This is a genomic window from Paenibacillus sp. 1_12 (genome assembly GCF_900114475.1).
Taxonomy (GTDB): Bacteria; Bacillota; Bacilli; order Paenibacillales; family NBRC-103111; genus Paenibacillus_S.
On record NZ_FOTE01000006.1, the window covers coordinates 247,473 to 270,791 of the forward strand.

Sequence of the window (23,319 nt, forward strand, 5' to 3'; positions counted from 1 at the left end):
CTTAGCCCCCTGTATGTGTTGGATTACTTGGCTTGACGTTCGCTGGAGCTGCGGGATTAGGTACCGGGTTAACAGGAGTAGAGGTCCCGCCTGTTGTTGGTGCTGTACTACCTGCTCCGGTACCTCCTGGAGTTGTAGTTCCAGGATTGACTGGAGTTGTTGTGCCTGGATTCGTTCCCGTACCTGTGCTAGGCGTACCGGTTCCTGGAGCTTGCGGTGTCGTTGGTTTTGTTGTTCCGTTGCCGTTGCCTGATGGTGGCTGTGTAGAAGATCCAGCAGAGCCAGACGTCGGCGGATTAAACGGCTTGCCGTTTTTCTGAGACAGATAGTCCTGGTACGTAACTGTAATCAGATCGGTCAGCTCATTGTCCTGCCTAACTTTGATAATCGCATTTTTATCAGGAGCAACAACCAGCTTGACTTCGACCTCTGAAGGTTTTGTCACATTAGGAATCGATTTATATTCAAATTCATCATATTGAGCATCGGTCAAAGTAACCTTGATCGTACTCGCTTTTCCTTCAGCTGCCGGTTTATACGGTATTTTAATAGTCATAGGACCCGCATTCTCAGGTAACCCAGAGGAAATAATCAATTGGGTAATTTCATACCCTGGGGAAACATCGTCGTCCTGACCATAAGGAAACTGTCTCACAACTCTCCCCTTCGGCTGCTTATAGCTTGCTTCTGTTGTCACATTGCTAGCTGCCAGCTTCAGCTTGTTAGCCGTGATCCAGGCTTTGGCCGCCTCCTCAGTTAAACCTTTGAGGTCTTTCATCTTAAATGTTTCCTTACCCTTACTTATGGTCAGCTTTACATTTGCCTTAAGCGGATCGATCAGTTCATTAGGTGGCGGTACCTGCTGGAGAACAGTTCCAGGATCTTTTTCTTCAAATTGCTGATCTACGCCAATCCGGTTATCCTGTATACCCATGGCCATTAAAGCTGTTTTGGCATCCGCTAAATTCGAATTGACCAAATTGGGCATCTTCAGCATGTCAATACCCTTACTGACATGAAGTGTAATTTTACTGTTTATTAATTTTTTCATATTGCTAGAGCTTTGACTGATAACGACATCTTTAGGTACGTCTTTGGAATCTTCCCTTATCACATCAAAATCCAACTGAACATCCTTCAGTGCCTGTTGTGCTTCAGCCAGCGGCTTGCCTACTACATCAGGCACCATAACCTCTTGTACCTTCATACTGGCTTTGACGTAGCCAACCATATACCACATGCCACCAAGGAGTCCGATCAACACAACGATCCATATCACAGGCTTTATCCACACGCGCTTCTTTTTCTCATTAGTCGGAGAATCCGATTCGGAATAGTGTCCATCATCATCGTCGTCATTTACGGGTATATATTGTCCAGGGCGAATAGCTGGTATTACTCTCGTTTTTTCCTCATCCAGCTCATCAATATCTTTGAAAATCAGTTTGGCTTCATTCCGTCTATGCGGCAGCAAACAGCTTTCCAAATCTTCAAGCATCTGACTGGCGGAGCTATAGCGATCGGAAGGGTCTTTACGTACTGCACGTAATATCACATTTTCCACACTTTGTGGAATTAACGGATTAACTCGACGCGGATCCTCTACATTTTCCTGCAAATGCTTAAGGGCTACACTAATCGGACTTTCACCAATGAAAGGCAGCTTTCCAGTCAGCATTTGATACATAACAATACCCAGTGAATACAGGTCCGATTGTTCACCTGTAAACGTGCCTTTAGCATGCTCAGGTGAAAAATAATGAACAGAGCCCATCACGGAACCGGTTTGTGTAATGGTGGACGAGGTAACCGCACGGGCGATTCCAAAATCGGTAACCTTAACCCGCCCATTTTTGCCGATAAGTATATTATGAGGTTTAATATCGCGATGTATGATTTGATTATGGTGGGCGTGTTCAAGAGCCTCGCAGATTTGACTGGCTATTCGAATCGCTTCCTCCACCTGTATGGGAGCTTTTTCTTTGATCAAATCGTTTAACGTCGTACCTTCGATGTATTCCATCACAATATAATGGATTTCTTCCTCTTGACCCACATCATAAATACTAACGATATTCGAGTGTGACAATGAAGCCGCTGCCTGTGCTTCACGACGGAACCTTTCAATAAATTCCTCATCATGCACATATTGCAGACGGAGTATTTTAACGGCAACGTGCCGGTGCAGCAAAATATCCAGAGCCTTGTATACGATGGCCATTCCGCCTCCGCCTACGCGATCCAGAATTTCGTAACGGCCTCCCAGCTGCTTGCCCTTCATTCATCATCACCTCTTCTCATCATGAACATCATCTGCCGCTTTCTTGGTATCGGATTCATTACTCACCAGTACTACAGTAACGTTATCATCCCCACCTGCTGTCAAAGCTTCATTAACAAGCTGTTGAGCTATTTCCTCCAATGATCCTGCTGCTTGGTGGATAGGTGCAGCGATCTGCTCGCTGCTGATCAGGCTGCTAAGCCCGTCGCTGCATAACAGCAAGGTATCTCCTTGCTGCCAGGTCAGATCCTGAATATCAATTTCTATTGTTGATTCTGTGCCAAGTGCACGTGTCAACACATTGCGACGCGGATGATGCCCGGCTTCTTCACGAGTAATTTGACCGCTTTTTACAAGAACGTTGACCAGGGAATGGTCCTCGGTCAACTGTTCGATCCCACTCTGGTTAATCCGATACACGCGGCTGTCACCGACATGACCGATCACAACTGTATCCTCGTCTGCCATAGCTACCACAACGGTGGTTCCCATACCATGATAGTTTTCTCTTTGGGAGGCGAATTCAAAAATTTTCTCGTTAGCTAGTTCAACAGCATCTTTCAAACATGATTTGCGCTCAAGAACAGTTGCCTCAGCCGTTAAGGTCTGCAACTGCTCATGAATAATATCTACAGCCATCTGACTGGCAATATCACCAGCCTGATGTCCTCCCATACCATCTGCCAAAATAGCAAGCGCAACTCCATTAATATCCTCTTGAACAACCGCCCGGTCCTCATTAACCAAACGAACGCGTCCCACGTCTGTTAAAGCAGCTGTCTTTAACATCTTTCGCTTCACCTCGCACCTGACTCCATATGCTTCGCCCGCAACTGCCCACAAGCCGCCGCGATATCGCTGCCTTGCTCTCTGCGTATTGTAGCGTTGACCTTGTTTCGTTCCAAAATACGTTGAAACGTAAATATATCATCCCTTGGCGTTCGCACATAATCACGTTCTGTTACAAAGTTAACAGGAATTAAATTCACGTGTGCCATAGGAAACAACTTAAGTACCTGTGCCAGTTCTTCCGCATGCTCAGGCTGATCATTGACTCCACCCATCAAGGCATATTCAAATGTAATCCGCCGTCCTGTCTTGGCCACATAATATTGACAGGCTTCAATCAATTGGGCAAAAGGAAACCTGCGATTGACCGGCATCAGCTTGGAGCGGAGAGTATCGTTAGGTGCATGGATCGAAATCGCCAAATTAATCTGCGTTTGCTCATCAGCAAAACGATAAATATTCGGTACGATCCCGCTCGTCGAAACAGTAATGTGCCTCTGCCCAATGTTCAAGCCTTTAGGATGGATCATAACTTTCAAAAAGGTCATCATGGCATCATAATTTTCAAAAGGCTCACCAATACCCATAATGACGATACTGCTGACCCGTTCGCCTGTAGCATCCAGCAGCTGCTGAGATTTCACAACCTGGGCAATGATCTCCCCTGGCGTCAGATTGCGTTTTAAGCCTGTAAGCGTCGAAGCACAGAAGGTACAACCAACGCGGCAGCCCACTTGGGTCGTCACACAAACACTGTTGCCATAGCTGTGCTTCATAATGACGGTTTCGATAGCATTTTTGTCGGACAGCTCAAATAAAAATTTGACCGTGCCATCCTTCGACTCATACTTGGCGACCTCTGTCATCGTCACAAAATCAAAATGGTGGCTGAGTTTGTCCCGAAGAGCTTTTGGCAAATTGGACATTTCTTCGAAGCTTGAAATTCTTTTCACATACAGCCAGTCAAAAATCTGACCTGCCCGGAAGCCTGGCTCTCCGTTCGATTTAATCCAATCCTGCCATTCTTCTAGGCTTAAATCATAAACATAAGGTTTCGTTCCTGCTTGCTTATCTTGATCTATTAATTTCATCCATCATCACGACCTGTTAGGTTAATTCGTGCTTGATTATAGTTAACAAACACGGCACATAGTTTTAATTTTAACATAGTTCCAGAACTTACGCTCGTTTCCGGAGCCGTGCAATAAAAAAACCATCCGATAAATGCTCATAAGGATAAATTTCGATTGGCTTGAGCTGATCCCACTCGAAATCGGGGTGATTATCTAGAAACTGTTGGACCCTGCCTTCATTTTCATTATATTCCAATGTGCAGGTGCTATAGATGAGTGTGCCTCCGACCTTGAGCAATGGATGGATACTATCCAGAAGCTCTTTCTGGATAAGGCAAACCTCGTTTAAATCCTGTTCGCGTTTATTCCACTTCATATCCGGCTTACGACGGATTACACCGAGTCCAGAGCAAGGCGCATCAAGCAAAATACGATCAAAGCTTCCCTCGGCAAAATGCTGGGGCAGATCACGTGCATCAGAAACCAAGGTATGCACTGAAGTTAAACCTAAACGTGCAGCCTGCTCACGAATTAGCTTTTCTTTATGCTCGTGAATATCACAAGCCCATATTTCTCCAAGATTGCCCATCTTTTCAGCTATATGAGCCGTTTTACCTCCAGGAGCTGCACAGCAATCCAATATCCGCTCACCCGGTTCCGGCTGAAGCGTTTCAGCTACTAGCATGGAGCTTTCGTCTTGTATCGAAAATAATCCTTCTTCATACCAAGGCGTCAGTGCCATATTACCACCGTTCTTGACCAGAATCCCATCGGCAGCCAGCTCGGAAGGAACAGCCTCCACGCCTGATTTGTTCAATAAGAAGATTAGATCATTACGGCTTAGCTTCATCGTATTCGTACGAATACTGACATGAGGCGGTTTGTTGTTAGCTTCACAAAGCAATTCTGTTCGGGCTTCACCGATTTGATCAATCCAGCGTTTAACCATCCATTGCGGATGAGAGTATGTCAAAGCTATACGATCTACAGCAGACAAGTTAGTCGGAAGCTGTAAGGCTTCTTTGTTGCGGATTACATTACGTAAAACGCCGTTAACCATGCCGGAAATACCTGCATGACCTTTTTTCTTGGCCAAATTGACGGCTTCGTTCACAATTGCATGATCCGGAACCCGATCCAGATAAAGCATTTGGTAATAGCTCAGCCTTAACAAGCTTCGGACCCAGGGCTCCAGCTTAACAAGACCTTTGGCAACAAACCGATTCAAAAAATAATCGATTGTATTGAGCCGCTGAATGGTGCCATAAACAATTTCTGTCGTTAAACCTGCATCCTGCTTGTCCAGATGATATTGCTGTAAGGTTTGGTTCAGCAGCAGATTGCTATAGGAACGATCTTGCTCCGTACGTACCAGCACCTCAAGAGCAGCCTCCCGGGCACTGCCTTTTGGCTTGCCGGTACTGGCTCCAGACTTATTTATATGTTTTTTTCCTGTAGACGGGAAGTTTTCATGGGGTTTTCCAGCACTTGATTTGCTTGTTGTTGGTATTCTTGTATCTGGACGACCCGGACCATGATTGTCATTCCTCGGTTTACTTGTACTTCCTCTGTCATTATTCGTATTTTCAAAGCTTTGCTTCAATTGTTGTAGCCCCCATTATTAGATGCCATGCGCTGCCGTGCTTATCCAAGCACAGTACCAACCTCAAGTCGGCCACCAAGTACGAATTGTGCTGCCTGCATTGCTTTCTTGCCCGCTGGCTGCAGCTCCGTAATCGTGAGCACACCTTCACCTGCAGCCACCTGAATGCCCTGCTCACTGACGGCAACAACCGTACCTGGCTCATAGCTGCCCGCTTTGGTCACTTGAGTCCCGTTAATCTCATTTGCTGAGACATTCGTTCCCTCAGACTGGCCTGGCTTGTCGCAGGTCCAAATTTTCAAAACTTCACCATTCCAAATCGTATACGCTCCTGGACTTGGATTAAGTCCACGAACTTGATTCCATATGGAAATAGCGGATTGGCTCCAATTGATAAGCTCCTGCTCCCTGCTGATATTCGGTGAATACACCGCTATCTCATGATTTTGAGCAACGGCCTGAACATGACCAACAAGCAGATCGGGTAAAGTATCCAAAAGCAGTTGGGCGCCTGCCGCACTCAGCTTCTTAAACATGGAACCCGTCGTGTCGATATCCTCGATAGGAAGCTCAACGCTGCTAATCATATCACCTGTATCCAATCCTTCTGCCATATACATAATCGTCACACCTGTTACCGTGTCTCCATTCATCACGGCATGATGGATAGGAGCGCCTCCGCGATAACGCGGAAGCAATGAAGCATGTATATTGATACAACCCAGCTTGGGAATCGCCAGCACCGACTTCGGCAATATTTGCCCATAAGCGGCTGTTACGATTAAATCAGGATGTAACGCCTGCAGCTCTTCCACAGACTCGGGTCGACGCAGCTTTTCAGGTTGAAGTACTGGTATATCGTGCTTCTGAGCCTCTGCTTTTACTGGAGTTGGCGTCAGCAGCCGCTTCCTCCCAACGGGACGATCCGGCTGGGTAACCACACCAACGACTTCAATTCCTGAGTAATTTATTAAGACTTGTAAAGCAGGCACGGCAAATTCTGGCGTGCCCATAAAAACGACTCTCATACTTCACCGCCCTGAGGCTCATTACGATACATCTTTTCCGCTAAATCAGTGTATAATACCCCATTGAGGTGATCCACTTCATGCAGGATGCAGCGTGCAAGCAATTCCGTCCCCTCTACAACAATTTCCTCGCCATCACGATTCAGGCCTTTGACCACGACTCGCATAGCACGGCGAACATCTCCATTCATACCTGGAATACTTAAGCAGCCTTCGGATCCGAACTGCTCGCCTTCCTCTTCAATCACTTCTGGATTGATCAATTCGATCAAGCCCTGCTCATTTCCAACATCCATAACAATAACCCGCTTTAATATACCGATCTGAGGCGCAGCCAAACCGACACCTTGGGCATCATACATCGTATCCGCCATATCCTTGAGCAGCTTATGAATGTTTGGAGTGATTTTTTTTACTGGCTTGCATTTTTCGCGCAGCACAGGATCTGGATCTTTTACAATTAATTTAATGGCCATTGGATGAGCACACCTTTCGTGAATAGGTTTAACAAATTTATATGGATTTTTCATCCAATTAGAAGACGGAATCTGCTGGCGCTGATGATGAATCACATCAACACCTGCGGATCCACATCTATACTGATCGTCAGCTTATGCTGCTTTACTACATCGTCTAGAGTGGCTGCTGCTTGCTGAACAAGTCCCGCTATCGAAACTTCTTCACGATATTTTACCATGCATTGAAACCGATATCTATCCTTGATTCGTGAAATAGGTGAAGCTACCGGTCCAAGAATATCAATGGGTATCGGCGACATAGTCTTGGCAAGCTCTTTCAATTTGGCAGCTAACGTCTCTGCCGAGCGCATGAGCAGCGGAATTTGTTCGTGTGACAATGTAATAAGTATAAGTTTATGAAAAGGTGGATAGTCATGGAATTTACGAAAAGTCATCTCTTTTTCCATAAAGCTTGTGTAATCATGATTGCTGGCGCTGATGATGCTATAATGCTCCGGTGTATATGTCTGGATGAATACCTCACCTGGAAGCTCATGTCGTCCTGCCCGTCCGCCTACCTGTGTCATCAACTGGAAGGTTCGCTCCGCCGCACGAAAGTCCGGTAGATTCAGTACCGTATCCGCTGCTAAAGCACCAACCAGTGTTACTTGAGGAAAATCCAGACCCTTGGCAACCATTTGTGTGCCTAGAAGCACATCTGCCTGTTGATTGCGGAAAAGAGTGAGCCATTTCTCATGGGAGCCCTTCTCTGTCGTCGTATCTACATCCATACGAATCACACGAATGCCTGGAAAAAGCTTGCCCAGTTCTTCTTCTACTCTCTGCGTTCCGGTGCCAAAATGGCGAATATGCTCGCTGCTGCAGCTTGGACAAATCGTTGCTTCACGTTCTGTATACCCACAATAGTGGCAGCGTAGTGTCCGTGCAGACTGATGATAAGTCAACGAAATATCACAATGTGGACAGCCAGCAACGAAGCCGCAGCTTCGGCACATGACAAAGGTGGCATACCCTCGACGATTCAGCAGCAGAACAATTTGTTCTTTTTTTTCCAGACGCTCTTCGATCGCTTTGTGCAAGCCACGGCTGAACATAGAACGATTTCCTTTGCTCAGCTCCTCGCGCATATCAACAATATGAACCTTAGGCAAAGGTCGTCCTTCAACCCGTTCTTTCATCGTTAAAAGCTTAATCGGTGCTTCGGCATTAGATGTACCCAGCGCCGCTTCAGGCAATGTTCCATACATACTCTCCAACGAAGGAGTGGCAGAGCCCAATATAACAACGGCTCCATGCTGCATAGCTCTCGCCACAGACACATCACGAGCGTGATATTTAGGGCTTTCTTCCTGCTTGTAAGAGGATTCATGCTCCTCGTCTATGATAACCAGACCGATCTTTGTAAATGGGGCAAAAATGGCTGAGCGAGCGCCGATCACGACACTAACCTGCTTCAGCATGATTTTGCGCCACTCATCATAGCGTTCACCCTGAGACAAGCGACTGTGCAGCACAGCGACTTGATTGCCAAAACGGCCTTTGAACCGCTCGACCATCTGTGGAGTTAAAGATATTTCCGGCACCAGTACAATCGCCTCTCTGTCTTGATCAAGACAGGTTTGGATCGACTGCAAATAAACTTCTGTTTTTCCACTCCCTGTAACCCCGTGCAGCAAAAACACCTGATGATTCCGCTCGTTGACCGCCTCGGAAATACGGCTGAATACTTGGCTCTGCTCTGGTGTTAACGTCAAAGGCTTGGTGCGCGGGAAATTTCTTTGCGCATACGGATCACGAAAAACCTCAACTTCCTTGATCGAGAGAAACTCTCTATCAGCCAAGCTTTTAACCGTACTAGCACTAATTCCAAGCTCATTGAGTAGATCCGTCAATTTGATCGGATAAGGCTGTTCCGCCAAATATAGCAATACTTCCTTTTGCTTCATAGATCTGGTTGGCAGCATATCTGCCCACTGTTTTAGCTGCTCTGACTTTCCCAAAGGAAAGATCGTTAACACCTTCTTGGCTGACATACGATCTTTAATTAATTGCACTTCTACAAGCAGTCCCTGGGTGATCATTTGCTTGATCAAACCACCCTGAGCGGTATATTTGTCTAATAATGCCCCAATCTCTACCGAGCTCTTATCACGGATATAGGCAACAATATCCTCCTGAATCGGCAGCAGCATCGTGTGCTGACCCTGTGATAGTAAATCGCCTTCATGACCAATCATATAGATATCGTTCACTTTGACATGCCGCTCGTACTTCGCTTTCAAAGCGCCGGGAATCATTGCTTGGAGCGCAGTAATCTCATGACAAAGGTAGGTTTTGCTTACCCATTGAGCGAGATCCACCAAGTCAGGAGTTAATGGAGGATACAAGTCCATGACCTCAGAAATCGGCTTTAATTTGGCAGGATCAAAGTCCGCACGATCATGCAGCTCAACGACAAATCCCTGAAGTTTTCTTGGGCCAAAAGGAACACCCACCCGACTCCCAATCGCAACCCACTCCCGCATGGATTCAGGTATCAAGTAATCAAAACCGCGGTTTGTCTGCTTGGATGGAACATCCACAATTACTTTTGCATACATCAGCGCGATTCTGCTCCTTTCGCCATCCGTTCTGCTATTAATATCAGCAGCTCACGTGCCACACCGAACTTACTCATGATCGGCAAACTCTTAACCAATCCAGCCGCATCGTAAATCCGCACAGCATTCGTGTCAGTGCCAAAGCCTGCACCCTCCTGAGTCACATCGTTTGCCACAATCAGATCACAATGCTTCCGTCTCAGTTTGTCCAGAGCATGCTCGTCAACATTTTCAGTTTCCGCTGCAAATCCTACGATAAACTGCTTCGTTTTACGCTCACCGATTGTTTGTAAAATATCTGTATTCTTCACCAGCGTCAAAGTCATTTCTTCCGACTTTTTCTTAATTTTTTGTTGCGCACGCTCCTGAGGACGATAATCAGCAACCGCCGCAGCTTTAATGATTACATCGGAATTGTCCATCCGCTCCATGACGGCTTCCAGCATATCCTGGGCAGATTCAACTCTAACGATACGAATGCCTGAGGGAACAGGTACAGAGATTTTGCCTGCGATAAGTGTGACATCAGCGCCCATGCTCTGTGCGGCTTCCGCCAATGCAATGCCCATTTTTCCGGAGGAGTCATTTGTTAAATACCTCACGGGATCAATGCGCTCCACGGTTCCACCTGCTGTGATCACCATTTTTTTACCATCAAGCCATTTCTTTTCTTCAAAAAATTGGATAATGGCTGAAACGATGTTCTCTGGTTCTTCCAATCTTCCTTTGCCTACATAGCCACAAGCCAGCTGTCCGGTGCCAGGCTCGATGAACTGTACTCCCCGGGAAGCAAGCAATTCCAAATTCGCCTGAACTGCAGGGTGCGCATACATATGAACATTCATTGCAGGCGCTATCCATACTGGCGCCATCGTCGCAAGTAATGTCGTACTCAGCATATCATCAGCGAGCCCATGAGCCATTTTGGCAATTATATTGGCTGTTGCGGGGGCAACGAGGAATAAATCTGCACGATCCGCAAGATCTATATGGGAAACAACCGATGCATCTTTTTCATCGAATGTGTCAACAATAACATCGTGTCTGGATAAGGTTTGAAAGGTCAATGGTGCTATGAACTTGACTGCCGATTCCGTCATAATCACGCGAACATCGGCGCCCGCCTGCGCCAGTTTGCTGCAAATAGCAGCTGCCTTATAAGCCGCAATTCCTCCGCTGACACCAAGTATAATCGTTTTTCCCTGCAGCATAGTCGATCCCTCCCCATTTATCGAGAAAAAAATAACAACCACAAGGGTTGTCGTTTAAGTGTACCTTAGGTTTCTTTATACAGCTTCTCGTAAGAAATCAAATCCTCATAAATTTCTTCAAGCGCAAGACCTACCTGCTTGTAGGACTTTTTGTTACGAATTTCCGATTTAGCACCATCACGCAATAATCTTGCCCGCTTGGATGCTGCTACTACCAAGGAATACTTACTGTCAACTTTCTCTAAAAGCTCATCAATCGAAGGATACAACATGTTATTTCACCTCAACCATCCACTGTTTTATTTTACTGAAAACCTTATCCGTGCGACAGTGCTCGGCTACAATAATCGATTGAATGCGTGAACAGGCATTTTCCACCTTATCGTTTACAATCGCATAGTCATAATAATCCATTAATCGGAATTCGTCCATAGCAACCGACATCCGGCTCCTAATCGATTCCTCCGATTCGGTACCGCGGCCGATAATCCGGCTTTCCAATTCATCTAATGAAGGAGGCAGCAAAAATATAAATACACCCTCAGGAAACTTTTGTTTAACTTGAAGTGCACCCTGCACTTCGATCTCAAGAATGATGTCTTTACCCGAATTTAACGTTTCCTCAACAAATTGACGTGGGGTTCCGTAGAAATTGCCTACATATTCCGCCCATTCTAGTATTTGATCGGTATCGATCAACTTCTTAAATTGTTCCCTAGTTTTGAAGAAATAATTCACTCCATCCACTTCACCTGCGCGGGGATCGCGAGTTGTAGCTGATACAGAGTAAACCAAGTCTGGAGCACAGCCGCGTAGAGCCTTACAAACCGTTCCTTTACCTACGCCAGAAGGTCCTGATAATACGATTAAAATTCCTCTTTCCTTACTCGTCATGATCATCGTCCTTATTGGAAAGTCGATGGGCCACCGTCTCGGGCTGCACCGCAGATAAAATAACATGGTCGCTATCCGTAATAATAACCGCCCGCGTACGACGTCCATAGGTTGCATCGATCAGCATGTGCCGATCACGAGCTTCCTGAATAATTCTTTTGATTGGGGCCGATTCCGGACTAACGATGGAAATGATTCGGTTGGCAGACACAATGTTCCCGAAGCCAATATTGATAAGTTTGATAGCCATCTGTTTTCCTCCTACAAGCTTTCCTTTAGCTAAGCCGCATCGCAAGCATTATTTAAGCTTTGCTCTAGCAAAGCTACTTCGTAAGCACTATCTTAGATTTTCTAAACATTTCACTTTATTAAGCCTTACTCACTAGCAGAAAGCTACTTAGTCATTAACGTTTTTATTCTATATTTTGAATCTGCTCTCTCAATTTTTCCATTTCAGCCTTCATTTCGACGACTATCGTGGTGAGTTCTGCATGATTCGCTTTGGATCCGATTGTGTTCACTTCCCGATTCATTTCTTGCAAGAGAAAATCAAACTTTCTACCAATCGGTTCAACTTCACTAATCAGTTGATTGCACTGTTGAATATGACTTTGCAGACGCACTAATTCTTCGTCTATGTTCGAACGATCCGCCAACAATGCAACTTCCATGGCTATGCGTGCTTCATCAAGTATAGGCTGCTGGTGCATTTCCTGAATACGCGCCCGTAGCTTACCCGCATAATGCTGCACCACTTGCGGAGCCAGCTGATACGATTGCTCCAGATAACGGTTCATGGTTTCAATTCGCTGCTCGATATCCATACTTAAATGGGCGCCTTCCGATTCCCGCATTTGGGTGAGCTTCAGCACTGCTTCTTCTGCACAAGCCACTAACTCATTTTGAAACTCTTCATCCGTAACTAGAGCCGTTTCTTTGAAGGTAATCAAATCGGGAATAGCCATAAAATCCCGAACATCCAGTGATGACTTCAAACCGAATCTTGTCGCAAGCTGTTCTGCTGCTGCTTGAAACTCTTCCGCTAACGGCCAGTTCAGCTCTACGATACGAGACGCCTCGGCATTTCGTTCAATCGTTACAAACAAATCGGCTCTGCCGCGCTTTAAATGCTGCTGCACGGTTTTTTTGAGCAAATCCTCAACTTTCATATATTCACGAGGAATTCGCACGTTGACCTCGCAATAGCGATGATTGACCGATTTAAGATCCATTTGCACGATATAACCGGCAAACCTACAGTTTGCTTGTCCGAATCCGGTCATACTCTTCATCAAGCTGTTCACATCCATTAGCTTATTTTAATTCATTTTGCTAGAGGGTACAAGTGGAAATCATGCTTTCTGATTTCTCCCACACATATTTCGTCAAATCTGCTGTCATCTCGTATGAAAGGAATGGGGTCATCAAATAAATTCCGTTAAAGTAAGGCATAGCCGCATCCAAAAGCTCCTTGGCGATCTGCACGCCCATTGCGCGCCCCTCTTCACCCTTCAGTTCGCTCATACGCTGACGCACATCGTCAGAAAGTTGTATCCCAGGAACCTCATTATGCAAATATTCTGCATTACCACCACTTGCGAGCGGCATAATACCAAGAAAAATCGGGATATTCAAATGCTTGGTAGTCTCATATATTCGTTCAATCAGCTTAGCATCATAAACAGGCTGCGTCATAATGTAATCGGCACCTGCTTCGATTTTCCGTTCCAGACGCTGAACTGCCTTTTCCAAATATTTAACATTGGGATTGAAGGCTGCGCCAACTATGAAATTGGCTTTCTTCTTAAGCTGTTTACCCGAGAAGGCAACCCCTTCATTCAATTGCTTGATCATCCGAATAATCTCAAATGAAGTCAAATCATAGACAGAGCTGGATCCAGGAAGATCTCCAAAGCGCGCAGGATCACCTGTCACAGCTAGTACATGGTCGATTCCCAAAGCATGAAGCCCCATCATGTGCGATTGCGTACCAATCATATTGCGGTCTCGGCAAGCGATATGAATTAGAGGACGAAGTCCGGTCTGCTCCTTCACCAGGTAGCCAAGCGCTAAATTGCTCATTCGTGTAACAGCCAATGAATTGTCAGCCATCGTCAGGGCGTCAATCCGCGCTTCCTTCAACGCGTGTGCACCCTTCATAAATTTATCAATGTCCAGATCGCGAGGCGGGTCCAACTCGACAATAACGGTATGACGCTGCTTCACCAATTCTACGATATTGGGTTCGTCAGCAGGCGGCATTTCCGCAGCTCCGTTAGTTGAAGAAGGTACTAATTCAAGAGTCGATTCGCCTGAGCTACCATTTACGACAGTGGACACACCCGTAAACTGTACTTTTGAGTGCAGCTTGTTAATCCGTGAAGGATCAGGTTTGTAACCATTCAGCGCATTTGCCATAAAAGAGATATGTTCAGGAGTCGTACCGCAGCAGCCACCAATAATTCGAGCTCCCAGATCAGCAAACTTCAAAGCTGTTTCGGCAAAATATTCAGGTGTCGCTGCAAAGGTAAAGCGGCCATCGACATAATCGGCGATTCCCGCATTTGGAAATACAGAGTATGGTAACACAGGTCCGGACGCTGCAGCTTTTTCCAACGAGCGTAATAACCCATTTGGACCGCTGCGGCAGTTAAATCCAACTACATCGGCTCCATTGTGCTTTAGCTTGTCAAATGCCTCGTTCAGCAGAATGCCGTCCTCCGTTGTCCCAGAACCTTCTGTTGCAAATTGGCAAATAACCGGGATGTTGCTTAGCTTACGAATTATTTTCAAGGCAAGCAGCATTTCTTCTAGATCCAGAAAAGATTCCAGCAGCAAGCCATCCACCTGAGTATCTAGTAAAACCTCGATTTGTTGACGTAAATCATCCTTAAGCTTGGTTGTGCGAACATTTTTACGCTTACCCGCACGAATGGAGCCCATCGCCCCTACGACATAAGCATCACTGCCCACCGCTTTACGAGCGATTTCCACACCTGCCCGGTTGATGGCTTCTACTTCTTGCTCCAAACCGAATTTAGACAATTTTTCACGGTTTGCTGAAAATGTATTGGTCTCAATTACGCGCGCACCGGCCTCATAATAACGGCGATGCACATCAGCGATAACCTCCGGTTTGAGAAGATTCAGCTCTTCATATGAAATCCCGACAGGAAAGCCCATTTGATATAAAAAAGTACCCATTGCTCCATCACCAACCAAAATATCCTGATGAAGAGCTTCTCTTAAGTCAAGCTTCATTTGCTGTTGTCCGCCCCTTTCCACAAAGCTGCAATCCATCTAGTATTCAGGATTTGACATATATATTTCTATATAGATAAATTTCCTTCATAGACCTGCTCAGCAGGCCCTGTCATATATACATGATTGTCGGCAATATCCCATTCGATGAACAAGTCGCCACCTTTTAAAGAAACCATCGCTGAACGATCAGATACATCATTTAGCACAGAAGCTACAAGCGTCGCACATGCTCCGGTCCCGCAAGCAAGCGTAGGCCCCGCTCCACGTTCCCACACCCGCATATCCATCGCATTGCGTGCCTTCACTGTTGTAAACTCTACATTCACACGACGCGGGAACATCGGATGGGATTCCAGCTTCGGCCCCCATACCGCCAAATCAAAATTTGCTGCATCATCGACATAGATCACACAATGAGGGTTGCCCATTGAAACCGCAGTAAATTGAAATTGTTGTCCATCCACTTCAATGGGGTGATTGAGCACCTGTTCCTGATCCAATGCTGTAGGAATTAAGGCACCCTGCAGGATCGGCTCTCCCATATCAACACGAACCGCTGTTACTTTACCATCAACTACAGTAAGCTGCACCTGCTGTGAGCCAGCACCGATTGTCTCAATGGTTAATTCTGATGCTGATGCGTCGATCATGCCATGTTCATAAATATATTTGGCTACACAACGAATTGCATTGCCGCACTGCTCGGATTCCGAACCATCAGAATTGATGATCCTCATCTGAAAGTCAGCGATTTTCGAAGGAAGTATATACACAAGCCCGTCTGCTCCAATGCCAAAAAAACGACTGCACAAACGGATCGCAAGTTCATTTGCATCAATAGGAAGCTTTTGCTGACCTGCAACGACAATGAAATCATTCCCAAGCCCATGCATTTTTGTGAAATTCATAGCCGTTCCCCTACTTTCTTACCTTATCCCTTTAGTGTTGATAGCCATTATCATAACGCAAAATGACAGGTATGCATAGTTTTTTGACAAAATTCCGCCCGTTTTAAATGTACAAAATACGAAAAGCCGAAACATGGAATGAATCCCCAGGTCTCGGCATCAAATGAATAATTAACGAATAACAGGCTTTGTCGTTCCATAACGAATCGGCTTACGTTTCGAAGGCTTGCTCATCAAACTCCCAAACCCCATTAGAAAAGTTGGAATTCCAGCAAAAATGAGGACGACGATCCAATCCTTAATATTGAGTGGTACGGTTTTGAAAATGGGCTGTAGGGGCTCAATATACAGCACTGCCAGCATCAACAGGAGTGAGGACAGAACGGCTAGAACCAAATAACGGTTTTGCAGCGGATTACGATGAAAGATAGAGCGTGAGCTGCGGCAATCGAATACATGAATGAGCTGCGCCATAACCAAAGTGGCAAAAGCAACCGTTTGTGCTTTTATTAATGTTGCTGCTTCATCGTGCAATCCCTGCTGTAAGGCAATCAAAAATGCCGCCAACGTACAAATGCCGATCAGCATGCCTCGAGAGATGATTTTCCAACCCAGCCTACGAGCGAAAATATTTTCACGTGAACCTCGCGGCTTCTGTTGCATTAAATCCTTTTCAGCTTGATCGACCCCGAGTGCCATGGCTGGAAGTCCATCCGTTACCAGATTGACCCATAATATCTGAATCGGAACGAGTGGCAGCGGCAAGCCCGCCATCATTGCAAAAAACATCGTCATGATCTCACCCACATTAGATGCCAGTAAATACCGGATAAACTTGCGGATATTTTCGTAAATGCCGCGCCCTTCCTCAATAGCGGAAACAATCGAGGCAAAATTATCGTCACTCAACACGAGTGATGCGGCTTCTTTGGATACATCCGTTCCGCTAATCCCCATGGCAATTCCTATGTCTGCCGCTTTAATGGCAGGGGCATCATTAACTCCATCTCCGGTCATTGCTACCACATGACCCATACGCTGCAGTGATTTGACAATCCGCAGCTTATGTTCTGGTGAAACTCTAGCGTATACACAAGTATCCTCAACCTGCTTGTCAAGCTCATCATCACTTAGCAAAGTTAATTGCTGTCCGTTCAAGGTTAATCCATTCATGGCCGGCATAATGCCAAGCTGTTTGGCAATCGCTTCAGCTGTTCCTTGATGATCACCTGTGATCATCACGGTTTTGATACCGGCTTTCCGGCATTTCGTAATAGCCTCCCGAACCTCCCTGCGCGGCGGGTCAATCATTCCTGTCAATCCAATGAAAATTAAACCATGCTCAACCTCTGATTCCTCCGTGCAGTTCTCTGTCGGCTTCAAATCACGGTAAGCAAGTCCCAGAACACGCAATGCGTTGTTCGCCATGCCTTCATTGGCCGCAAGCACTTTTTGTCTGAGCGTTGGGGTAAACGGAATCACCTTATCATCCCATAAAATATAGCTGCACTGCATAATAAGAACATCCGGAGCGCCTTTGGTGCAAGCCATCCGTCCTCCCTGATGCTCCACAAGTACAGACATTCGCTTGCGTTCGGAATCAAATGGAAATTCACTAGTACGGTTGAACAAACCGGATAAGGATTGTGAAGTCAATCCTGCTTTGGCTCCCAATACAATAAGTGCACCTTCAGTCGGATCACCCTGTAAACTCCAAATGCTTTTTGGCTCATCCGTTAATTGTTTCTTTCGTTTAGTCACTTCCGTCTGCTCCATGAGCTGTGCATTGTTACACAGTACGGATACTTGAAGAAGCTTGCGCAGCATCAAATGGTTGCGTACATCCACTCGTTCGCCCTTGAGTTTGATATCCCCTTGAGGTTCATAACCCTCACCCGACACCTCTAAAATTTCTCCGCCCAGCCATAAATGGGTAACGGTCATTTTGTTTTGTGTCAACGTTCCCGTTTTATCCGAGCAAATCACGGAAGCACAACCTAACGTCTCAACCGAAGGCAGCTTGCGAACAATCGCCTTGCGCAGTATCATCCGCTGAACTCCCATGGCCAGAGCTATCGTAACAATAGCCGGCAGTCCCTCTGGAATTGCTGCTACCGCTAAACTGACTCCCGCCAAAAACATGCTGTATGGCTCCTGACCATGCAAAATGCCAGCTACTACAACCAGCAGGGTGAGTACCAAAGCCACAATAATCAATATTTTCCCTAGCTGCTCCAGACGATGCTGCAGCGGCGTTTCCATTGATTCTGTGTTTTGGATCAAATCAGCAATTTTACCCATCTCCGTATGCATACCCGTCCGAATAACTACAGCCCTGGCTGTTCCGCGAGTAACCATCGTTCCCATGAACCCAAGATTACGTTGGTCGCCAAGTGATACCTCATCACCGTGCAATGCTTCCGTGTGCTTGTTAACAGGCACCGACTCACCCGTTAAAGCCGATTCTTCCGCATACAGGCTATTTGCTTCAATAAATCGTAAATCTGCAGGAATCCGGTCTCCACTTTCAAGCAGTACAATATCTCCCGGGACCAGCTCGCGGGCTGGAATTTGCAATGTCGTCTCGTTTCGAAGGACACGGGCATTAGGAGCAGACAATTCCTTTAATGCACGAAGTGAACGCTCAGCCCGATACTCTTGAATAAAACCAAGAATGCCGTTCATAATAATGATCGCAACAATCGTTATCGCGTCCAGATATTCACCGAGCAGTCCCGAAATTAGTGTTGCTCCGACGAGCACAAGCACCATAAAATCTTTAAACTGACCCAGGAATAAAGTAATTGGTGACAACTTGGGACCATCGGATAATTCATTGCTGCCATATTGCTCCAATCGCTTCTCTGCTTCTGACGTGGTCAGTCCCAGTAATGTCTGCATGTTTTGGGCTTCCATCGTCTCCTCACTTGTCATCTGATACCACTTCTTCTGACTCATTCCGTATTACCTCCCATAAGGTTGCTCTGATACCGCCTTGCGAAAGGCTGCAAAGCTCAATTTTCATTACAAATTCCTCATGAGTAAATGTATTCAGACAAGCTGCGAAATATCACAAATGAAAAGACGCTTAAGTTTTTGTTCAAAGTATGGCATGATAGAGGGTGAACTATCAGTGCATCTAAATTTGAAGTATGAACGGAGTTGTAATCGACATGTCGTTAGACGGCCTCGTCGTCCATAGTCTGGTGCAAGAGCTCCAAGCATGCGTGGGCGGCCGAATCAATAAAATTCATATGCCCTCGGGCAACGATATCATACTGCAGCTTCGCGCTCAGGGCAGTAACCTTAAGCTGCTGTTGTCTGCTAATCCAACCTATCCTCGTGTACATCTTACTGAGAAGTCCTATCCCAACCCGCTGGATGCGCCCATGTTCTGTATGCTGCTCCGCAAACATTGCGAAAGCGGAATTATTGAAAGCATTACACAGCCTGGCCTGGAACGGGTCATTCACATAGGCTTGAGGCAGCGAGATGAGCTTGGTGATGTCAGCAGCAAAACGATTATCATTGAAATCATGGGACGGCACAGTAATATTATTTTACTGGATCCATCGACGGATACGATCATTGATGGAATCCATCATGTGACGCCTGCAATCAGCAGCTACCGTATCATCATGCCTGGCAGCCGCTACACGGCACCGCCCGAGCAGCATAAGGAACAGCCTTTTGAAGTTAGCCGTGATTCTTTTATTGAATTGCTCACAGAGGCCCCGCCTCTCCAAGCCGAGCAGGAAGATCCGTTCAAAGCACCCGCTAAGCCAGCTCAGCTTTGGGAAGATCTTACATGGGAGCAGCGTCTTGTCGCTCGGTTTAGCGGCTTAAGTCCCTTGGTAGCCAAAGAAATTGTGTACCGGACTGAACCTAAGATAACCGTAGCACATACGCCTGTTGAGAACGCCTCACGTCTGTGGGAGCCGTTCTTCTCAATCATTAATCAACTCCGCTCAGGCAGTGGTTCACCTCATATTTGTGAGCAAGAGGAAACGGGCAAAGCCTATTTTTCCGTTATCAAGCTTACGCATTTGCAAGGAGAAATCCAATATTATGACACAGTTAGCCAATGTCTTGAGGCCTTTTATGGAGATAAGGCAGAACGCGATACTGTCAAGCAGCGGGTATCCGATTTACTTAAATTTCTTCAAAATGAAAGAAACAAAAACGCTAAAAAGCTGGAAAAGCTTCAGGAAACACTGAATGAGGCTCAGGACTCTGACAAATTACGTATACTTGGCGACTTACTCACAGCATCTATGCATCAGATTCAAAAAGGCACTTCCGTGATCGAAGTTATCAATTATTATGATGAAGAGCAGCGAATGATCGCTATTCCACTGGATCCCCTGCTCACTCCTTCGGAAAATGCACAGCGCTATTTTAAAAAGTATACCAAGAGCAAAAACAGTCTTATTGCCGTAAAGGAACAAATGGAGCAAACTCACGAAGAAATCCTCTATTTGGACAGCTTGCTGCAGCAGCTTGGCACGGCATCTCTCAGTGATATTAGCGAAATCCGTGATGAGCTTATTGAGCAGGGCTATATTCGCGATCGCAGTAAAAAAACACGCAAAAAGAAGCAAAACCAGCGGCCGCTGCTATCTTGCTTTACTTCAAGTGAAGGCATACCGATCTATGTCGGGAAAAATAATACGCAGAACGAATACTTAACGAACCGACTTGCTCAGTCTGCAGATACATGGCTTCACACGAAGGATATTCCTGGCTCTCATGTTGTCATTCGCAGCCTGCAGTTCGGAGATGCAACGCTTAATGAAGCCGCCCAGCTTGCGGCCTATTTTAGCCAAGCTAAAGCTTCCAGTCAGGTGCCAGTAGATTATACGATGATCAAGCATGTCCGTAAGCCAAGCGGCGCCAAACCGGGTTTTGTGATCTATGATCATCAGAAAACCTTGTTCATCACACCTGATGCTGATGGAATTAAGCAGCTGCCTGTGAGTATCAAGTAACAGTTTTGGCGTACCCTCCCAAACCCTCCCTATAGGGAGGGCCCCAAAGGGCGTTGCCCTCTGGACTCCCTCACCGTGTGCGGATATTTTGTGTTCTCGGGGCGCTTTCGTCCCTACGGGACACGCTTGGCAGAGGGTCCTTGGGATGGTGCGGTTTTTTGGTGTTCTCGGGACGCTTTCGTCCCTGCGGGACACGCTTGGTTGTGATGCTGGGGTTGAGTACGGTTTTTGGGTGGGCTTGAGACGCATCGTCCCTACGGGACTCGCTTGGCTGTGGAGCTGGGATGGATGCGTTTTTTGTGCTTGAAACGCATCGTCCCTGCGGGACTCGCTTGGATGTGGGGCTGGGACAGATGCGTTTTTTTGTGCTTGAAACGCATCATCCCTGAGGAACACGCTTGGTTGTTCGTACAGGCTTTTGTACTGTATTAAGAGTGCCAACCGCTTGTTAGTTTTTGTAAATATGCTTTTAAGGCGTCCTGAAGGTCTTCGCGCTGAAGAGCGATTTCGATAGTGGCTTCAAGATATCCCAGCTTATCGCCGACATCATAACGTCTACCTTGCACCGGGCATATGACCATTGGGTTTTGGCCGTTCAAAATGCGCAGTGCATCCGTCAGCTGAATTTCACCGTTTCTGCCAGGCTCACAATTTTCCAGGATGCTAAAAATCTCCGGTTGAATGATATATCTGCCGATGACTGCCAAATTCGATGGAGCATGGCCAAGGTCCGGTTTTTCTATCAAATCCTCGATATACCGGTAATAAGGGTGTACTACTGGGGAAGGAGAGACAATTCCATACTTGTCCACATCCTCCCACGGCACCTCGGATACAGCAATGATCGATGTTTCCGTATGCTCATACAGCTCAATCATTTGCTGCAAAAACGGCGGCTCCGCTTGGATAATGTCATCGCCCAAAAGCACAGCAAACGGTTCGTTGCCGATAAATTTCCGTGCGCATAATACGGCATGTCCTAGGCCCAAAGGCTGCTTTTGGCGAATATAGTGAACATCCGCAAGGTTCGACACATCCTGCACGAGCTTCAACAGCTCAAGATTCCCTTTTTCCTCAAGCATCATTTCCAGCTCAAATGATTTGTCAAAATGGTCCTCGATCGCTCTTTTATTACGACCCGTAACAATCATAATATCTTCAATACCTGAGGCAATCGCTTCTTCAACAATATATTGAATCGCCGGTTTGTCGACAATCGGCAGCATTTCTTTGGGTTGGGCTTTGGTAGCAGGTAGAAAACGGGTTCCCAAACCTGCGGCTGGTATAATGGCTTTACGTATTTTCATAATAGTCCTCCTGAACTTCTACCTTGCAGCTTTCATCACAATGACCGCTTAGCTTCAAAAAGCTGTTGGACAACGGAAATATCGGTTTTTCTTGAACCTATAGGTGAATGGAAGACAATTCCACCCCGTTCACCATGAAAATCCGAACCCGCCGTAACAATCAGCCCATATTGATTGGCTATCGACAAATAATGCTGCTCCTGCTGGGTCGTATGATCTGCATGATATACTTCAAGGCCCGCTAAACCGCTTTCGACGAGCTCGCCGATTAATTGATCCTGTCCATATAAACCGGGATGTGCAAGCACTGGGACACCTTCTGCATCTTGGATCCACTGGATGGCTGTTGCTGGCTCAATACGCGGCGGATTGAAATAAGCGGCTCCATCTTTTCCGAGATATCGGTCAAATGCCTCCGCAATGGAGGTGACATGTCCCTTGCGCAGCAAGGCATCGGCGATATGCGGCCTACCAAGTGTTTCATCGACTTTTTTCGATACTTGCAGAGAAGCTCGCACTTCCTCCATCGTCAGTGGAACGCCCAACTCATTTAGCTTCTCAAGAATCATCTCGTTCCGCCTGTCCCGAACGTGCCTCAGATTCGCCAATCGCTCCAAAAACAGTTCGTTTTCGTAATCAATCCAATAACCCAGAACATGAATATCTTCCCCGGCAGCAACGGTGCTGATCTCCACACCAGGGACGACTTGGATTCCATATTGCTCACCAGCGGCTAACGCTTCTTGTAAACCGGCTACCGTATCATGATCGGTTATTGCAATAGCTCCAAGGCCCGCCGCTACAGCAAGCCGTACATTTTCAGCTGGCGACTGCATTCCATCGGAGGCCAGAGTATGACTGTGCAAATCTGCGTATACCATGTAAACCCTCTTT

19 protein-coding genes are annotated in these 23,319 nt (G+C 46.3%); 2 read left to right on the plus strand and 17 right to left on the minus strand.

Annotated features, from left to right (window positions below; translation table 11 throughout):
• Position 1: 1 nt before the first annotated feature.
• The 15 genes from pknB to BM210_RS15905 all read right to left on the minus strand — a co-directional run bounded on the left by pknB (position 2) and on the right by BM210_RS15905 (position 19,088).
• Positions 2-2,281 carry a Stk1 family PASTA domain-containing Ser/Thr kinase gene (gene pknB / locus BM210_RS15835; RefSeq protein WP_091169944.1) on the minus strand — a complete coding sequence of 760 codons (2,280 nt, stop codon included), beginning with the start codon at positions 2,279-2,281 and terminating at the stop codon, positions 2-4.
• Between the two features lie 6 nt (positions 2,282-2,287).
• Positions 2,288-3,070 carry a Stp1/IreP family PP2C-type Ser/Thr phosphatase gene (locus tag BM210_RS15840; RefSeq protein ID WP_091169945.1) on the minus strand — a complete coding sequence of 261 codons (783 nt, stop codon included), beginning with the start codon at positions 3,068-3,070 and terminating at the stop codon, positions 2,288-2,290.
• An 8-nt stretch (positions 3,071-3,078) separates the two neighbouring features.
• Positions 3,079-4,161, minus strand: a complete 1,083-nt coding sequence (gene rlmN / locus BM210_RS15845) for a dual-specificity RNA methyltransferase RlmN (RefSeq protein WP_091169948.1) — start codon at positions 4,159-4,161, stop codon at positions 3,079-3,081.
• A gap of 88 nt (positions 4,162-4,249) precedes the next feature.
• Complete coding sequence (rsmB, locus tag BM210_RS15850) at positions 4,250-5,584, minus strand: 16S rRNA (cytosine(967)-C(5))-methyltransferase RsmB (RefSeq protein ID WP_256223679.1); 1,335 nt, start codon at positions 5,582-5,584, stop codon at positions 4,250-4,252.
• A gap of 203 nt (positions 5,585-5,787) precedes the next feature.
• Complete coding sequence (fmt, locus tag BM210_RS15855; protein ID WP_177237836.1) at positions 5,788-6,774, minus strand: methionyl-tRNA formyltransferase; 987 nt, start codon at positions 6,772-6,774, stop codon at positions 5,788-5,790.
• Entirely contained in the window at positions 6,771-7,250 is a 480-nt protein-coding gene (def, locus tag BM210_RS15860) for a peptide deformylase (protein ID WP_091169949.1), read from the minus strand. Before def ends, fmt begins: the two co-directional genes overlap by 4 nt.
• Positions 7,251-7,342: 92 nt before the next feature.
• Entirely contained in the window at positions 7,343-9,853 is a 2,511-nt protein-coding gene (gene priA, locus BM210_RS15865; RefSeq protein WP_091169952.1) for a primosomal protein N', read from the minus strand.
• Complete coding sequence (gene coaBC, locus BM210_RS15870) at positions 9,853-11,064, minus strand: bifunctional phosphopantothenoylcysteine decarboxylase/phosphopantothenate--cysteine ligase CoaBC (RefSeq protein ID WP_091169954.1); 1,212 nt, start codon at positions 11,062-11,064, stop codon at positions 9,853-9,855. Before coaBC ends, priA begins: the two co-directional genes overlap by 1 nt.
• 65 nt (positions 11,065-11,129) lie before the next feature.
• Positions 11,130-11,336: a DNA-directed RNA polymerase subunit omega gene (gene rpoZ, locus BM210_RS15875; RefSeq protein ID WP_091169956.1), complete on the minus strand. Its 207-nt coding sequence runs from the start codon at positions 11,334-11,336 to the stop codon at positions 11,130-11,132.
• Position 11,337: 1 nt separating this feature from the next.
• Positions 11,338-11,958, minus strand: a complete 621-nt coding sequence (gene gmk, locus BM210_RS15880; protein ID WP_091169959.1) for a guanylate kinase — start codon at positions 11,956-11,958, stop codon at positions 11,338-11,340.
• Complete coding sequence (remA, locus tag BM210_RS15885; RefSeq protein WP_009672664.1) at positions 11,948-12,208, minus strand: extracellular matrix/biofilm regulator RemA; 261 nt, start codon at positions 12,206-12,208, stop codon at positions 11,948-11,950. The genes gmk and remA overlap by 11 nt, the downstream gene beginning before the upstream one ends.
• Before the next feature lie 163 nt (positions 12,209-12,371).
• The gene (locus BM210_RS15890) at positions 12,372-13,253 is read right to left on the minus strand and encodes a YicC/YloC family endoribonuclease (protein WP_091169961.1); all 882 of its coding nucleotides are present in this window, start codon (positions 13,251-13,253) and stop codon (positions 12,372-12,374) included.
• Between the two features lie 37 nt (positions 13,254-13,290).
• Positions 13,291-15,219 (minus strand): bifunctional homocysteine S-methyltransferase/methylenetetrahydrofolate reductase, encoded by a 1,929-nt coding sequence (locus tag BM210_RS15895; RefSeq protein ID WP_091169964.1) that lies wholly within the window; start codon positions 15,217-15,219, stop codon positions 13,291-13,293.
• A 68-nt stretch (positions 15,220-15,287) separates the two neighbouring features.
• A complete protein-coding gene (gene dapF, locus BM210_RS15900; protein ID WP_091169966.1) occupies positions 15,288-16,130 on the minus strand; it encodes a diaminopimelate epimerase in 843 nt (280 codons plus the stop codon).
• 171 nt (positions 16,131-16,301) lie between these two features.
• A complete protein-coding gene (locus BM210_RS15905) occupies positions 16,302-19,088 on the minus strand; it encodes a calcium-translocating P-type ATPase, SERCA-type (protein ID WP_091169969.1) in 2,787 nt (928 codons plus the stop codon).
• Positions 19,089-19,303: 215 nt separating this feature from the next.
• Between BM210_RS15905 and BM210_RS15910 the strand changes: the two genes are divergently transcribed.
• Positions 19,304-21,118: an Rqc2 family fibronectin-binding protein gene (locus BM210_RS15910; RefSeq protein WP_091169971.1), complete on the plus strand. Its 1,815-nt coding sequence runs from the start codon at positions 19,304-19,306 to the stop codon at positions 21,116-21,118.
• A 228-nt stretch (positions 21,119-21,346) separates the two neighbouring features.
• A complete protein-coding gene (locus BM210_RS34330; RefSeq protein WP_143101057.1) occupies positions 21,347-21,550 on the plus strand; it encodes a hypothetical protein in 204 nt (67 codons plus the stop codon).
• Here the strand turns inward: BM210_RS34330 and galU are convergent.
• Together galU and BM210_RS15920 are read right to left on the minus strand one after the other, a co-directional pair.
• A complete protein-coding gene (gene galU / locus BM210_RS15915; protein WP_091169973.1) occupies positions 21,547-22,425 on the minus strand; it encodes a UTP--glucose-1-phosphate uridylyltransferase GalU in 879 nt (292 codons plus the stop codon). The two genes, BM210_RS34330 and galU, sit on opposite strands and share 4 nt — an antisense overlap.
• Before the next feature lie 35 nt (positions 22,426-22,460).
• Positions 22,461-23,306: a PHP domain-containing protein gene (locus BM210_RS15920; RefSeq protein WP_091169976.1), complete on the minus strand. Its 846-nt coding sequence runs from the start codon at positions 23,304-23,306 to the stop codon at positions 22,461-22,463.
• Positions 23,307-23,319 lie beyond the last annotated feature (13 nt).

Coding starts and splice junctions, on each gene's coding strand:
- pknB (WP_091169944.1), bottom strand. CDS start 2,281: ATGAAGGGCAAGCAGCTGGGAGGCCGTTACGAAATTCTGGATCGCGTA.
- BM210_RS15840 (WP_091169945.1), bottom strand. CDS start 3,070: ATGTTAAAGACAGCTGCTTTAACAGACGTGGGACGCGTTCGTTTGGTT.
- rlmN (WP_091169948.1), bottom strand. CDS start 4,161: ATGAAATTAATAGATCAAGATAAGCAAGCAGGAACGAAACCTTATGTT.
- fmt (WP_177237836.1), bottom strand. CDS start 6,774: ATGAGAGTCGTTTTTATGGGCACGCCAGAATTTGCCGTGCCTGCTTTA.
- def (WP_091169949.1), bottom strand. CDS start 7,250: ATGGCCATTAAATTAATTGTAAAAGATCCAGATCCTGTGCTGCGCGAA.
- priA (WP_091169952.1), bottom strand. CDS start 9,853: ATGTATGCAAAAGTAATTGTGGATGTTCCATCCAAGCAGACAAACCGC.
- coaBC (WP_091169954.1), bottom strand. CDS start 11,064: ATGCTGCAGGGAAAAACGATTATACTTGGTGTCAGCGGAGGAATTGCG.
- rpoZ (WP_091169956.1), bottom strand. CDS start 11,336: ATGTTGTATCCTTCGATTGATGAGCTTTTAGAGAAAGTTGACAGTAAG.
- gmk (WP_091169959.1), bottom strand. CDS start 11,958: ATGACGAGTAAGGAAAGAGGAATTTTAATCGTATTATCAGGACCTTCT.
- remA (WP_009672664.1), bottom strand. CDS start 12,208: ATGGCTATCAAACTTATCAATATTGGCTTCGGGAACATTGTGTCTGCC.
- BM210_RS15895 (WP_091169964.1), bottom strand. CDS start 15,219: ATGAAGCTTGACTTAAGAGAAGCTCTTCATCAGGATATTTTGGTTGGT.
- dapF (WP_091169966.1), bottom strand. CDS start 16,130: ATGAATTTCACAAAAATGCATGGGCTTGGGAATGATTTCATTGTCGTT.
- BM210_RS15905 (WP_091169969.1), bottom strand. CDS start 19,088: ATGAGTCAGAAGAAGTGGTATCAGATGACAAGTGAGGAGACGATGGAA.
- BM210_RS15910 (WP_091169971.1), top strand. CDS start 19,304: ATGTCGTTAGACGGCCTCGTCGTCCATAGTCTGGTGCAAGAGCTCCAA.
- galU (WP_091169973.1), bottom strand. CDS start 22,425: ATGAAAATACGTAAAGCCATTATACCAGCCGCAGGTTTGGGAACCCGT.
- BM210_RS15920 (WP_091169976.1), bottom strand. CDS start 23,306: ATGGTATACGCAGATTTGCACAGTCATACTCTGGCCTCCGATGGAATG.